This is a genomic window from Winogradskyella endarachnes, assembly GCF_009741275.1.
Taxonomy (GTDB): Bacteria; Bacteroidota; Bacteroidia; order Flavobacteriales; family Flavobacteriaceae; genus Winogradskyella; species Winogradskyella endarachnes.
The window spans coordinates 1-15,145 of the sequence record NZ_WOWS01000002.1; the positions used below are offsets into that span (position 1 = coordinate 1).

The 15,145-nt window shown below is 31.2% G+C and carries 13 protein-coding genes; 6 read left to right on the forward strand and 7 right to left on the reverse strand.

What is annotated here, in order from left to right; genetic code table 11:
- Together GN138_RS04755 and GN138_RS04760 are read left to right on the forward strand one after the other, a co-directional pair.
- A partial coding sequence (locus GN138_RS04755) for a T9SS type B sorting domain-containing protein (RefSeq protein ID WP_157362652.1) occupies positions 1 to 644 on the forward strand: 644 nt, incomplete at its 5' end.
- Positions 645 to 651: 7 nt separating this feature from the next.
- Positions 652 to 1,665, forward strand: coding sequence for a PorP/SprF family type IX secretion system membrane protein (locus GN138_RS04760; RefSeq protein WP_157362653.1), 1,014 nt, complete (start codon positions 652 to 654; stop codon positions 1,663 to 1,665).
- 66 nt (positions 1,666 to 1,731) lie between these two features.
- On the opposite strand, the gene GN138_RS04765 is transcribed toward GN138_RS04760, so the two are convergent.
- Both GN138_RS04765 and GN138_RS04770 read right to left on the reverse strand, forming a co-directional pair.
- Positions 1,732 to 2,901: a vWA domain-containing protein gene (locus tag GN138_RS04765; protein ID WP_157362654.1), complete on the reverse strand. Its 1,170-nt coding sequence runs from the start codon at positions 2,899 to 2,901 to the stop codon at positions 1,732 to 1,734.
- Positions 2,902 to 2,905: 4 nt separating this feature from the next.
- The gene (locus GN138_RS04770; protein ID WP_157362655.1) at positions 2,906 to 3,937 is read right to left on the reverse strand and encodes an SIMPL domain-containing protein; all 1,032 of its coding nucleotides are present in this window, start codon (positions 3,935 to 3,937) and stop codon (positions 2,906 to 2,908) included.
- A gap of 213 nt (positions 3,938 to 4,150) precedes the next feature.
- On the opposite strand from GN138_RS04770, the gene GN138_RS04775 reads away from it, so the two are divergent.
- Together GN138_RS04775 and GN138_RS04780 are read left to right on the forward strand one after the other, a co-directional pair.
- The gene (locus tag GN138_RS04775; protein WP_317162706.1) at positions 4,151 to 6,325 is read left to right on the forward strand and encodes a tetratricopeptide repeat-containing sensor histidine kinase; all 2,175 of its coding nucleotides are present in this window, start codon (positions 4,151 to 4,153) and stop codon (positions 6,323 to 6,325) included.
- A 2-nt stretch (positions 6,326 to 6,327) separates the two neighbouring features.
- The gene (locus tag GN138_RS04780) at positions 6,328 to 7,062 is read left to right on the forward strand and encodes a LytR/AlgR family response regulator transcription factor (protein WP_157362656.1); all 735 of its coding nucleotides are present in this window, start codon (positions 6,328 to 6,330) and stop codon (positions 7,060 to 7,062) included.
- A 78-nt stretch (positions 7,063 to 7,140) separates the two neighbouring features.
- Here GN138_RS04780 and GN138_RS04785 read toward each other — a convergent pair whose 3' ends face one another.
- Positions 7,141 to 7,932 (reverse strand): DUF2797 domain-containing protein, encoded by a 792-nt coding sequence (locus tag GN138_RS04785; RefSeq protein ID WP_157363338.1) that lies wholly within the window; start codon positions 7,930 to 7,932, stop codon positions 7,141 to 7,143.
- A 145-nt stretch (positions 7,933 to 8,077) separates the two neighbouring features.
- Between GN138_RS04785 and GN138_RS04790 the strand changes: the two genes are divergently transcribed.
- Both GN138_RS04790 and GN138_RS04795 read left to right on the forward strand, forming a co-directional pair.
- Positions 8,078 to 9,595, forward strand: a complete 1,518-nt coding sequence (locus GN138_RS04790) for a GH3 auxin-responsive promoter family protein (protein WP_157362657.1) — start codon at positions 8,078 to 8,080, stop codon at positions 9,593 to 9,595.
- Between the two features lie 140 nt (positions 9,596 to 9,735).
- Positions 9,736 to 10,959: a carboxypeptidase-like regulatory domain-containing protein gene (locus GN138_RS04795; RefSeq protein WP_157362658.1), complete on the forward strand. Its 1,224-nt coding sequence runs from the start codon at positions 9,736 to 9,738 to the stop codon at positions 10,957 to 10,959.
- 238 nt (positions 10,960 to 11,197) lie between these two features.
- Here the strand turns inward: GN138_RS04795 and clpX are convergent, their stop codons facing one another.
- The 4 genes from clpX to GN138_RS04815 form a co-directional block, all read right to left on the reverse strand.
- Positions 11,198 to 12,427, reverse strand: coding sequence for an ATP-dependent Clp protease ATP-binding subunit ClpX (gene clpX, locus GN138_RS04800; protein ID WP_157362659.1), 1,230 nt, complete (start codon positions 12,425 to 12,427; stop codon positions 11,198 to 11,200).
- A 135-nt stretch (positions 12,428 to 12,562) separates the two neighbouring features.
- Positions 12,563 to 13,237, reverse strand: a complete 675-nt coding sequence (locus GN138_RS04805; RefSeq protein WP_157362660.1) for a ClpP family protease — start codon at positions 13,235 to 13,237, stop codon at positions 12,563 to 12,565.
- A 157-nt stretch (positions 13,238 to 13,394) separates the two neighbouring features.
- Positions 13,395 to 14,717 (reverse strand): trigger factor, encoded by a 1,323-nt coding sequence (gene tig / locus GN138_RS04810; RefSeq protein ID WP_157362661.1) that lies wholly within the window; start codon positions 14,715 to 14,717, stop codon positions 13,395 to 13,397.
- 80 nt (positions 14,718 to 14,797) lie between these two features.
- Positions 14,798 to 15,145 (reverse strand): phage holin family protein, encoded by a 348-nt coding sequence (locus tag GN138_RS04815; RefSeq protein WP_157362662.1) that lies wholly within the window; start codon positions 15,143 to 15,145, stop codon positions 14,798 to 14,800.

Sequence of the window (15,145 nt, forward strand, 5' to 3'; positions counted from 1 at the left end):
CAACAGATTACAGTTTTGTATGGACTTATGAAGGCGTAGAAATTGCAGGCGCAACAGAAGGTACTTATATGCCAACAGCAGAAGGTATTTATGGTGTTACAGTTACTAACACGCTAACCGATTGTGAGCATTACGATGAGACCTTAGTAATAGAAAGTGAGCCACCAAGTTTAACAATTGAGCAATTAACACAAGCATTTGCAGAAAATCACGTTATACAAGTAGTATTAGGAGATGAGATAGGGGACTATGAATTTAGTTTAGATGGCGGACCATGGCAAGATGCGTTAGTATTTAGCAATGTATCAGCAGGTGAACATGAGGTTATAGCCAGAGATAAGAATGGCTGTGGAACAGAGACTGCGACAACGTTTATCGTAGATTACCCATTATACTTTACACCTAATGGCGATGGATTTAATGAAACTTGGAATATCCCAGGTATTGGAAGTAATGCAAAAATTTATATATTTGACAGGTATGGAAAACTGTTGAAACAATTGAGTCCAGATGGAAGCGGTTGGGATGGAACATATAATGGTAGTTTAATGCCAACCAGTGATTATTGGTTTACAGTAGAATACGACGAACCAGGCACTGATATCCGTAAAGAATTTAAAGCCCATTTTACCTTGAAACGATAATAAAAATATGAAATTAAAAAAGTATTGTTTAGTAGCCCTAATATCCTTAGTAGCAAATTTTGGATTTACTCAAGAAGGAATCCCAGTCTATTCAGACTATTTAACAGACAATTATTACCTAATTCACCCGTCAATGGCTGGTGTTGCAAATTGTGCAAAAATTAGATTAACAGCTAGGCAACAATGGTTTGGTGTAGATGATGCGCCGAGTTTGCAAACGCTAAGTATGAATGGTAGATTAGGAGACTCTCCTGTGGCACTTGGTGGTGTTCTTTTTAATGACGCCAATGGTTATCACTCAACAGTTGGTGGTTATGCAACTTTTGCATATCATTTAATGTTTTCTAGAAATGAGATTGATTTAAATATGTTATCATTTGGATTAAGTGCAGGATTCTTACAATATAAGTTAGATGAATCTACTTTTTTAGCGCCTGGTGAAATAGATGCAATTATAAATGGAGGAGTGCAGAGCGCAACTAATTTTAATATGGATTTTGGTTTTTCTTATCATTTTATAGATTTCTATGCACATTTTACTGCTAAGAACATTTTAGATAATGATGGTATTAACTGGAATGGCGAGGATGGATTTGAATACAGAAATTTAAGAACTTATCTGTTATCCTCTGGTTATACTTTTAGTAAGTTTGGTAGTGAATGGAGTTATGAGCCTTCTATAATGTATATGTATAGAGATGCAACAGAAGAATCTTCTATTGACATTAATGCAAAGGTTTATAAAGAAATGGATTTTGGTAAAGTTTGGGGTGGATTATCTTACAGACGTAGTTTAGATGGTGCACAGTTTCAAGATGGTTCTGGTGTAAGTAGCCAAAAATTACAGTACATTACGCCTTTTGTAGGTGTAGATTATAATAATTTTGTATTTGCGTATACCTATTCTTATCAATCAAATACAGTGAATTTTAATACAGGCGGCTTTCATCAGTTTACTTTAGGCTTCAACTTTAATTGTAGAAGAGAGAAGTATGAGTGTAACTGTCCGGCAATTAATTAAGACCATATTTTATAATACAAAAAAGGCTCAATGTAAATTGAGCCTTTTTCTTTTTCTAAATTTAACTTATTCCCATTTATAATTCCTCTTTTCAGCTTGTGATTTTAAAGCTTCAAGCATTGCACTTTCTAAATTATTAGAACTTTTTGTGTTTTGTTTCGCAATATAATTTCGTCGTTTTTTGTTTAAGTTTTCAATTTCTTCTTGAAGTTTTTCTCGTGCCTTCCCTTTCTGTTCAACATAAGTTTTAATTTCTGCTTTAGATTTTCCTTTTAATTCGTTAGGTAGTTCCTCTTCATCTAAATCATCATAAGAAAAGCTTTTGTCCTTTTCAGCATCTACTAAATCCCAAGAGCTATTTATATATAAACGAGAGCTTTTACTAACTGTTCTACTTACTGCATTCGCTTTATTGTAGCTTAAAGCATTGGTGTCTTGTTCTGCTTGCATTTCCATTTTTTTTCTCCCAGCACTACCATACGCTACGTAGGTTTTATTTAATTTTTCATTCAATTCTAAAATTTTGTCATCGTAAGGAGAGGCAATATGTACGGTTGACTCATTGTGGTCTATAGCCATGTAATTACCATGTGTTAAATCTGCGCCATCTTTCCAAGATGTTGAGATGCCTAGATTATAATCACCACAAAAAATGGTATTTACTGTAACATCGTTTTGATGTGCTAATTTAGTTGCATCCTTATAATTTACATTTCCTTGCGAGAAAGGTTCATTGCCAGCAATAAATATCAGTTTTAAATCGTCTTCGCTATTTCCCCATTCTAATTGGTTAAGTGCTGTTTTAATCACTTTTCCGCAATATTCATTTCCACCATTAGTTGTTAATGAAAACAGTGATTTTGAGATGTCATCTAAGTCGTCACTAAATGATAAGACCTGTCTTAGGTAACCTTCTTCAGCATTAAGGTTATCATTTCCATATTCGTAAAGCGCAATTTTTAAATTAGGGCTCTCATCTTCGCATTTTGCATAAGATAATTCATTTACAATTTTCCACAGTTGTGCTTTGGCTTGGTCTATTAAACCATCCATACTATTACTAGTATCTAACAAAAGGGCTACTTTAATTTCTGGTGTCGTTTCTTTTGTATTGGTGTTAATTATGGTTTCTGCAATTAATTTGTCTGATATTTCTGTTTTTTTATTGTTTGCATTACAAGCCATAAGTGTTGTTAGGCTAAATGCAATGACTAAAGACTTAAGTACTGTTTTCATTTTTTTAATTTTTTGTGTTTAATTCTTTTACATCTATGGTTCCGTTTGGAGAAATTACGTAGTATTTGTGGTCTATTTTTGTTTCTACAATTGGCGTTGGTTTTTGTTCCTTTGGTTTTGGTGTAAAAACAAGTTTTATGTTCATGCCAATTTGAACAACTGGTTCTAAAATTGAAGGGTTTATAACCACATCATAAGTTTCATAAGTGAGCGGTTGATAATAATATGAGGTTTGCTTCTTTACAGTGGTTACTCCTTTACTTTTACTTAAGGCTTCAACAGATGTACTATTATAAGCTTGGTAACTTTGGTAAAAATCCTTTGGGAAATAGCAATATTTATCATCTGCTATGGCAACATCATAATTAGCCATATCAAAACCCAAAACGGTATAGTATTTTTTCTTGTCTTCAATTAGTGTTAATAATTTATCTTGAAGATTTTTATAGACTTCTTGAATATTTTCAATATAATAATCAACCTTTACTAAATTGTAAACTTCGCTATGTGCACAAGCTTCTAAAATGGCTTCAAACTGATTAGTTTTAGTAAATTGAATATGGATGTTTTGTTGCAACTCAAACCCTTTAGGAACTTCAGAATAGGTTTTACTGAATAGTTTTTTGGTAACCTCTACCTCATAAATAGGAATAAAAGAAATCACGTCTATAGCAATATCTTTAGCCAAAATTCCTTTGGTCTTTAGATGGTATTTAATACTATCAATTCGTGCTTTCATTAACTGATTGGTTTTGTCTGCAGAAGGTCCCATTTGAGACACATTAAAGATTGCTGTGTAAGTAGTAGCACTCACATTCTGTAAAGCTTTTACATCTACAGTAAGTACGTTGCTTGGGTATAATGTTTTATTAACCTGTTGTTGTACCGTTGGGTTATAAATTTGGGCATTACCTGAGGATAATATATTCTGCCTAGATATATCTTGGGTAATTTCATTATAATTTCCTCTGTGTTGGGCATAAGCACTAAAACTAAATAGGAGCAAGAGTAGAATTGATAATTTAACTGATTTCATTTTTCTAATTGTTTTTTGATTTACGTGTAAAGCTCTGCTGAAAAAACAGTGATTTAAAACCAGAATGAGTGAAGTAACCATTTAGATGAGTGAAACGGTCTAGTATTTTAGTTGAATAGGTATATTTAGAGTAAAATTGATTTCAATTACAGATAAGCTATTTTTTGAAACCAAATAAAGTATGTAAGTTTAGTGCAACAAATAAGTAATTACGTGAATATTTCTAAATCATATGGTCTTCTAATCCTCTTTTGGCTAATTGGCTTTTTTGCCTTTTCTCAACAAAGAGAAATAGATAATAGCGCTTCTAATATTAGCACTGTTTTTACTATAAGAGGTTCTGTTTATGAAAAAGAATCCTATAAGCCGTATAAAAATGTGGAGATTTTAGTAAACGGCGGACAATATACCAGAACCTTTGCAGACGGAACATTTAATATTAAAGCTAAAATTGGAGACGAACTTATTATTAGCCATGATGATTTTGAAACCATTTATTATACCGTAACCTCAAATGAACGCATAACTATTGAGGTTATTGATGCCAAACAAAATGGTAGACGTTCTAAAATTACATCTAATTTTAAGCGCTTTAATGAAATGATAGATTCTGCAGATGTCTATTTAAAGACTGATGCAGAAAAGAGTATTAAGTTTATTGGTGATGCGTTGAATGTTGATAGTAGCGCAGAGCAAAATGCACAAGCCTATGAATTATTAGGTGACGTTTATATGTATTGGAAACAATACGATTTGGCTATTTCTGCTTTTAAAACGAGTATACAAAACACCGAAAAAATCTCTGCAAAACTTAAATTAGCTAAGGCATACCGAAATGAAGGCAATTATGATAAAAGCTTAAAAGAATACACAAGTATAGATGAAAAGAAGTTATCTAATTATGAAAAAACGGTATGGTTTGAAGGCATTGGAGATACCTATGTAAAACTAAAAGATTTTTCTAAAGCGATAAAAGCTTACCAAGATGGTTTAAAAGTGGCTAATAAACATTTAATAGCACCTAAAGTCACAGATTTAAACTCTAAAATGGCACAAGTTTACAGTGACCAAGGCCAAACAAGTAAGGCAAAAGTGTTGTTTAATAATTCATTAAATTTAGCTAAAAATGAAAATAAAAAACGCGCTGTAGAAGAGCAAGTAAAGGTCGCTGAATTTAATAGTTTAAATGCGGATTACGATGATGAGATAGTATTAAGAAAAGAGGCGATTGAAGCTATAAAAGATATTGAAAAAGATTCTATAATTGCCAACGAAAGCCCAATTACAATTCAAAAACAAAACTATAAAATTGGTAATGCCTATTATCTTCAGAATGATATGGAAAGCGCTATTCCATATTATGAAAAAAGTATAGAAGAAGCTGATAAAAAAGAAGATTTAGATGTAAAAATGGATGCAACACGGAAATTGTCCGAAGCACATTTAAGAGCAGGTAATACGGAGAAAGCCATAGCTTATAGTGAGGCGTATAACAATGTAGTGGATCAACAATATGCAAAAAAAATACAAGAAATTTCTCAAGCGGCACGTTTTAGTAGAAACATAGCAGAACAACAAAATAGAATTACCTCTTTAGAAAGCGACAGAGCCTTATCTAGAAGTAAATATGAGCTAACACAAGAACAAAACAAAAACCAAAAAATTATTATTTATAGTTTAATAGGTGGTTTAATTTTACTTTTAATAACAGGTTATTTAATGTTTAAATACATTAAACAACAACGATTAGCAAATAATTTATTAGCACTAAAATCGTTACGTAGCCAAATGAATCCACACTTTATTTTTAACGCTTTAAATTCTGTAAATACATTTATTGCAACCAACGATGAACGCACGGCAAACAAATATTTAACAGACTTTTCAAAATTAATGCGTGCTGTTTTAGAAAATAGCGAAGAGGACTTTATTCCATTAAAAAAAGAGGTAGAATTATTAAATTTATACACTCAGCTAGAGCATTTTAGATTTCAAGATAAATTTGACTATTCCATAGACGTAGATGAATCTATTGATGTAGACGATTATCAAATTCCACCAATGCTACTGCAGCCTTATATAGAAAATGCGGTTTGGCATGGCTTGCGCTATAAAAATGAAAAAGGACATTTACATATTTATATTCAACCAAAATCTAAAGACGAAATTACCATAACCATTGCAGATAACGGCATTGGGAGAGAACGTTCTAAAGCGTTAAAAACTGACCATCAGAAAAAGCAGAATTCAAAAGGAATGAACAACATAAAAAAACGTGTTTCAATTTTAAATGAAATGTATAAAGATAAGGTAGACGTAACCATTAGTGATTTTCAGGAATCTGAAGATGCAGGTACTAAAGTTGTTGTTACATTAAAAAAAGATTAATTATGACACTAAAGGCTATTATAGTAGAAGACGAAGAAAACAGTAGGTTAATCCTAAGAAATTACCTCACCAAATATTGTCCTAATATTTCAATTTTAGGTGAAGCTTCTAACGTAGAGGAAGGCTTAGTTTTAATAAGAAATAATGATTTAGACGTTGTGTTTTTAGATGTAGAAATGCCATATGGTAATGCCTTTGATTTATTAGATAAAGTAGGAGATATTAATTTTGAAACCATTTTTGTAACCGCCTTTAATCATTATGCTATTGAAGCTTTAAATGCGCATGCTTCATATTACTTAATGAAACCAATTTCTATAGATGAATTAATAAAAGCTGTGGATTATGTAACAGAAATAAGGACTAAAGAAGATGCTTTACAAGATGAAGTTTTAGTGCCTAAAACAAATTATGTAAATGGAAAAATTACCATTCCGCAACAAGATGGTTTTGAAGTTATAGACACAGCAGATATTATGTTTTGCAAAGCCGATGATAATTATACCGAAATATATCTCAATAACAATAAAAAGAAACTCGTTAGTAAAACTTTAAAATATATTGAAGAAAGTTTAGCTGAAGCCAATTTTGCTAGAGTACATAAAAGCTATTTAGTTAATGTCAATGAAATTGTAAAGTACGTAAAAGGCAAAGGAGGAAGCGTTGTACTAAGTAATGGAAAAGAGATAATGGTATCAGCTTCTAAAAAAGCCGATTTGTTAGCTTATTTTAAATAAGTTTTTATCTGTTTTTTCAAGTTTAGATACATACTAGTTTAGTGTTGTTTCAATTAAAGAGATTCTTTTTTTAAGGAATTAAACACTCAATTCAACTACCAATCCTTCATTAGACCTTACATTAAAAACTGTATTATCTTCAAAAATGAGGTATTGTCCTTTTATTCCAATTAATTTTCCAGAATAACTAGGAGTTTTATTAATATTAAGACTTTTAGGTTTTACAGGATATTGTTCTACAGGGAAATGTAAGTGCGTTTCAGAATTGTTTTCTATATAATATTGTTGCGTTTGCTCTGGTATATATTGCTTTAACTTTTGACGCCATTCTAATAGATTTTCATCTTTTATTTCATTTTTTAGCATAGTACGCCAATTAGTCTTGTCGCCAACATGTTCTTTTAGAGCAACTTCAGTAATTCCGGCTAAATAACGATTTGGTACTTCAACAATTTCTAAGGCTTCATGTGCACCTTGATCTATCCAACGTGTTGGTACTTGGCTTTTTCTGGTTACACCAACTTTTACATTGCTAGAATTGGCTAAATACACAATATGTGGTTGCAGTTGTACCTTTTTCTCATAGTCTAAATCTCTATCTTCTTTGCCTAAATGTGCTGTACTTAACTCTGGCCTCATAATCCAATCACCAGCCAAGGGTTGATCAAAAAAGCACGTTCTACAAAAGCCTTGTCGGTAAATAGGTTTGTCTAAGCCACAGCTTAAACATTGGTGCCCAACAAGTTTTATGTTAATGGTTTTATTCAATAATTGATTCATATGTATAAAATCATTTTCAAAGACCAAATAGTACTGAATGGGATCTAAAAACTCGGTTTGCATTTTTGTAAGAACTCCTGTAAAAACCATAAAAGAATTTAGTATTTTTATCATTCTGGCTTTACTTTGATTTTTGTGTTGTAGCCAGACATGAATATTTAGATTATTTAGATTCAAAATTACAAACAATAACTGAAATATTAAATCTCGTTTAGCGAGTAAATATAGCTTATCCATGCCAATTCCCATTGTAAATTCTATTGCTTCTTGGTTTTTAAAAAAGCGATTTCATCAAATAGAACTATTCATTAAATATCCTAACGAAGTACAAAATGAATTACTGTTTAAGTTATTAAAGTTTGCAAAAGATACTGAGATTGGCAGAAAATATAATTTTGAATCTATAAAAGACTACAGAGAGTTTAACCAAAGAATTCCTATTTCTAATTATGAAGAAGTTCACCCTTTAATTGAACGTTCTAGGCGTGGTGAACAAAATATATTTTGGCCAACCTCTATAAAATGGTTTGCTAAATCTAGCGGAACCACTAATGCTAAAAGTAAATTTATACCTGTTAGTATGGAGTCTTTAGAGGATTGCCATTACGCAGCAAGTAAAGATTTGCTTTGTATGTATTTAAACAATAACGAAGATGCACAATTGTTTACAGGTAAAAGTTTGCGTTTAGGCGGAAGCAAAGAATTGTATAAAGAAAATGGAACTGTTTTTGGAGACTTAAGTGCTATTCTTATAGACAATATGCCATTTTGGGCTGAGTTTAGTAGTACACCAAGCAGTAGAGTGTCTTTAATGAGTGATTGGGAAGTGAAAATGCAAGCCATTGTAGAAGAAACTATAGAAGAGAATGTAACCAGTCTTGCTGGTGTGCCGTCTTGGATGTTGGTTTTATTAAACAATGTATTGGATAAAACAAATAAAGATAGTTTGTTTGATATTTGGCCTAATCTCGAAGTTTATTTTCATGGAGGCGTTAGTTTTAATCCTTATGCAGAGCAATATAAAGCCATATTACCGTCTAAAGATTTTAGATATTATGAAATTTATAATGCCTCTGAAGGTTTTTTTGCAATACAAGATCAAAATAATTCTTGCGACTTACTATTGATGTTAGATTACGGAATTTTTTATGAATTTATTCCAATGGATACCTATAAAACGCCAGATCAAAAAGTAATACCTTTAAGTGAGGTAGAGCTCAATACTAATTATGCAGTTATTATAACAACAAACGCTGGTTTATGGCGCTACAAAATAGGAGATACAATAAAATTTGTTAGTTTAAGTCCACATAGAATTAAAGTTACCGGAAGAACTAAACACCATATTAATGCTTTTGGAGAAGAATTAATTATTGAAAATGCCGAAAGAGCCTTTAAAAGTGTCTGTAAACAAACAGCCTCAGAAATTGTAGATTATACAGCAGCACCAATTTTTATGGAAGGAAAAGAAAAAGGTGCGCATGAGTGGATTATTGAGTTTAAAACACCACCAAAAGATATGTCTAATTTTGAAGTTTTATTTGATGAAGCCTTAAAAACATTAAACTCCGATTATGATGCTAAGCGTCTAAATAATATGACTTTAAATAGTCCTAAAATACATAGTGCTCGCCCTAATTTATTTTATGATTGGTTAAAAAGTAACAATAAACTTGGAGGTCAGCATAAAGTACCACGTCTCTCTAATTCTAGATCATATTTAGAAGAATTATTGCGTTTAAATGAACAATAAATTCGATTTATATTACTGTTATTGTTATAGTTAGTTTTTTATCGATAAAAATCGTTTCTTATCTGAAAAATGTTCTAGTATTCCGCCTGTGTCAAGGTAAATTGTATCTTTAAGACGTATTAATCCATTATTCCTCAATTATGAAATTTACTTTACACTCGCTATGCGTTATTTTGTTCTGTGCGTATGGGCTGTATACTATTACAGATCCTGTAAACCGAACCAAAGTTGATGCTCTTAATAAAAGTGGCTATGCTTTTGAAGTAGAAGTCTCTAAAATAAATTCAGATTACTCTGAGATTGCAAGTGCAATGTTTAGAAACAAACTAGTTATTGTATCCTCTAAAAAGATTGGTGGCTTAGGTTCTGGTAAAGATCCAAAGACTAAAGAACCATATACAGATTTGTTTTGCTTAGACGTAAAAGGAACCAATAGTTTTTCTCAACCATTTTTATTTAGTAGAATATTAAATACAAAAGCAAATGAAGGTCAGGTTTCTTTTTCACCAGATGAGCACACTATTTATTACACAAGGAGCGAAAGAGGTAGTGAAGGTAATTATAAAATGTATAAGGCTAATTTAAAAAAGAATTCTCAAGGTAAATGGATTAACGAAACTGAATTATCTATAAGTAGCGATGATTATTCAGTAGAAAATCCTCATGTTTCTGCCGATGGCAAATTCTTATTCTTTTCTTCAAACATGAAAGATGGATATGGTGGGTATGATATATATATGGCTAGAATTAATAAAGATGGTACCATAGGCTCTTATGTTAATTTAGGTGATAAGGTAAATTCAGAAAAAAATGAAAAGTACCCATTTACTACAGATGATAATAAAGAGTTGTTCTTCTCATCTACGGGTCATGGTAGTTTAGGAGGTTATGATATTTTTATTTCTAACCGAAGAAATATTGTTTATAGTGAACCTAGAAATTTAGGAAGAGCAATTAATTCTACCAGAGACGATATAGCTTTTATGATTATTGATGGGCAAACAGGTGTTTTTTCATCAAATAAAAACAAAAGAACACATGCCTATAACATGTACCATGTACAAGCTGAAATGATTTATAAAAACTTAGAAGGTATTATTACTACAGAAGATAATGAAAAGTTGCCAAATACAACTGTTGTTTTATTAGATGATGAAGGTAAAGAGTTAGAACGCCAAGTAACAAGTGATGATGCGTCTTATCATTTTAAGTTAAAACCATACCATTATTATCAAATTGTTGCGGAAAAGGATGGGTATGTAAATTATAAGGAAGAGCTTGTACCTAATACTTATTCAGAGAAGTCTGTAGTAAAATTAGCTCAAAAAAAAGTTAAACTTAGTTATACAAAAACTAAGCGATAACAGTTTAACCCAAAAAAAGGTATTGAATTTGTTTTTAGCGATAGTTACAATCCTTTTAACCAATATTAATAAGAATTAATAGTGCTATGGATTAATCCTTCTATTTTTGATAAAAATAATGTGCTATTAATTTTTACTTTACAAAATATATTGCTAGCAAAATTAATTAATCCCTAAACATAAAAAGCCACAAATTCTATTGAAATTGTGGCTTTTAGTTATTAGTTTAAAAATCTTTTTAAGACACTGCTTTCAACTTTTTTAAAGTTGACTTGTTTAATCTGTCTTGAGCATATGATTTGGTGATACTAAGTTTTGTTTCGCCAGAACCAGGTAACTCAAACATTGCTTCTGTTAAGATTTCTTCGCAGAGTGATCTTAATCCTCTGGCACCAAGTTTATATTCAATTGCCTTTTCAACAATATATTCTAAGGCACCATCTGTAATTGATAGAGTAACTTCATCCATTGCAAACAACTTTTTATATTGTTTAATAATGGCATTTTTAGGTTCCGTTAAAATAGCTCTAAGTGTTTTAGCATCTAATGGGTCCATATGCGTTAAAACAGGTAAACGCCCTATAATTTCCGGGATTAATCCAAAATCTTTTAAGTCTCTAGGAATAATATATTGTAAAATATTATCCTTATCTACACTCTCTGCATTGATAGAACTGTAACCAATAGCTTGCATATTAAGGCGTTTAGATATTACACGCTCAATACCATCAAATGCACCACCAGCAATAAATAAAATATTTTCGGTATCTACTTCAATAAATTTTTGATCAGGATGTTTACGTCCTCCTTTTGGCGGTACATTAACAACAGTACCTTCTAAAAGTTTTAATAACGCTTGTTGTACACCTTCACCCGAGACATCTCTAGTAATTGATGGATTATCACTTTTGCGAGCAATTTTGTCTATTTCATCAATAAAGACAATACCACGTTGTGCTTTTTCAAGATTGTAGTCAGCCGCTTGTAATAAACGTGTTAAAATACTCTCTACATCTTCACCAACATAACCGGCTTCTGTTAATACAGTGGCATCTACAATGGCTAAGGGTACGTTTAGCATTTTAGCAATTGTTTTGGCCATTAAAGTTTTACCTGTACCGGTTTGCCCAACCATAATAATATTACTTTTTTGTATTTCAATATCATCATCAGTTGGTGCCTGTAACAAACGTTTATAGTGATTGTAAACTGCTACTGACATAATACGCTTGGTATATTCTTGTCCAATAATATAGTCGTCTAAAAAGCTTTTTATTTCTTTTGGCTTTCTTAACATTAATTCAGCACTTAAATCTGCATTTTCAGATTGTTTAGATTCTTCTATAACAATACCGTGCGCTTGTTCTATACAACGATCGCAAATGTGTGCGTCTAAACCTGCTATTAAGAGGTTAGTTTCTGGCTTTTTCCTACCACAAAATGAACATTCTAATTCTTCCTTTGCCATAATTTTAAATTGGTGTCATTTTCAATAATCTGAATATTTTAAATGTAGAAATGTTTAAACTTCACATTACAAATATGACGGTATAAATAATTTAGTAAATCGACTACTGAAATTGTTAGTCGGTAATTAATAGAATTACTTTCTTGTTAATACTTCATCAATCATTCCATACTCTAAAGCTTCTTGAGAACGCATCCAATAATCTCTATCAGAATCTTTCTCTACTTGCTCTATTGATTTGCCAGAATGTTTTGCAATAACAGCATATAATTCTTCTTTAACTCTTATAGTTTCTTTTAATGCAATTTGCATGTCACTTAACTGACCTTGTGTTCCGCTACTTACTTGATGAATCATTACACGAGAGTGCGTCAATGCAGAACGTTTACCTGCTGCACCAGCACACAATAAAACGGCTGCCATTGATGCTGCAATACCTGTACAAATTGTAGCAACATCTGGTTTTACAAACTGCATAGTGTCATAAATACCTAAGCCTGCATATACTGATCCTCCTGGAGAGTTAATGTAAATTTGGATATCTTTATTTGCGTCTGTACTTTGTAAAAATAAAAGTTGAGCTTGTATGATGTTAGCAACTTGATCGTTAACACCTGTTCCTAAAAAGATAATTCGATCCATCATTAGACGTGAAAACACATCAAAAACAGCAATATTCATTTGACGCTCTTCTATAATATTTGGAGTCATATTAGAAGGATACATACTTTCTATTATTTTGCTGTAATAGTTACTGTTAATCCCTTGGTCTTTTATTGCAAATTTTTCAAATTCTTTTCCGTAATCCATATAAATTTAAATTCTTTTAATTAATGTGTTGAATCTTATAAAACACTAATAATACGCTAATTATTATTTTACTTTTTAATGAAAAAGCCAATTCATAAAAAAAAGCGCAAAACCAATAGTTCTACGCTTTAAAGATACTAATTATTTTAAAGACTGCTTAACTATAAAATTCTTTTACAAAATCATCGTAAGTAATGTCTTTGGTCTTAATATTTGCTTCAGTTTTATATAAGTTTAATAATTTCTGACTTACTAACTGCTCAGACATACGTTTTACTTCATCTTGATTAGATAATATACGTGCTGCAATATCTTCTAATTCTTTATCTGAAGGATTCATTTGACCAAATTGAGCCATTTGACTTTTAATCATATCCATAGCATAGGATTTTAATTCTTCAAATTGTACCTGAAGATTATGGTCTGCAATTAACTTACCTTCAATAAGTTGGTAACGCATGCTTTTTTCAGACTTTTCGTATTCTTCTTTAGCTTGCTCTTCAGTCATTTCTTCTTCACCAGCTGTTTGCATCCATTTTTGTAAGAATGAAGCAGGTAAATCAAATTTTGTGTTTTCTATTAAACTTTCAGTAACGTCATTTAATAATTTTTGATCGCCTTGTTGTGCAAATTGCTTTTCAGAATCTTCTTTGATTTTTGCTTTTAATTCAGTTACAGAAGTCACTTTTCCTTCACCAAATAATTTATCAAATAATTCTTGATCTAAATCTGCTAATTCACGTTCGTTAATTTCAGTAATTGTAAAGTTTACTTCAATTTCTAATCCGTGAGCATCATTGTGAGGTACTTTTAAAGCATTCATTAAATCGTGCTCATTATTAAATAACCCTTTTGTCTTTAATGTAATTACATCACCAACTTTTGCTCCAATAAATTTCTTAGGATTTGTTTTTCCTTTTAATTTATCTAAAGTAATCATTGTAGAGTTATCAATTTCTTTTTCTTCGTTAGTAAAAGTCCCTGTAATTTCAGAGTCTTTTGTTACTTCAGTTTGAGAAACGATTTTTCCGTATTGTTTTTGGATGTTTACAATTTGATCATCAATCATTTTGTCATCTGCAACAATGTTATAATGTGTAATAGCTTTTTTACTTTTTAATTCTACATCGAATTTTGGAGCAAGCCCTAATTCAAACTCAAAAGAAAATGCTTCAGCATCCCAATCTAAATCATCTTGTGCTTTTGGTAGAGGATTACCTAAAACGTCTAGTTTTTCTTCAACTAAATACTTACCAAGTGCATCTTGTAGTAATTTGTTTACTTCATCTACTAATACAGCTTTACCATATTGCTTTTTTACCATTCCCATTGGTACATGACCTTTTCTAAAACCAGGAATGTTTGCAGACTTACGGTAATCTACTAATATTTTCTCTACTTTATCGCTGTAATCTTCCTTTGCGATATCAACGGTTACAACTGCATTTAATGCATCGATGTTTTCTCTTGTAATGTTCATTTTTATTGAAACTAAAATTGGGCTGCAAAAATACAATATTTTTTGCAACCCAACAACAGTTTTAAGCGTTTGTATATCAGCTACTTTTTATCATCTTTTAAAAACGATTGTAGCAGCCATTGCAATATAGATAGTAGGATGCTAAATAAAACAGCGGTCCAAAAATTAGCAACATTAAATCCGTCTACTAATTTATCTGCCAATAAAATTATAATAGCATTAATAACCAGTAAAAATAGACCTAAAGTAATTATGGTAATTGGAAATGTTAAAATGACCAAAATAGGCTTAACTAACAAATTTAAAATTGATAATACAATGGCTACAATTATTGCGCCTACATAGCCATCTACGGTTACACCAGTTAAAACATGTGCTAAAACAAAAACGGCTAATGCGTTTAATAATAGTCTAATGAGTAAATTCAT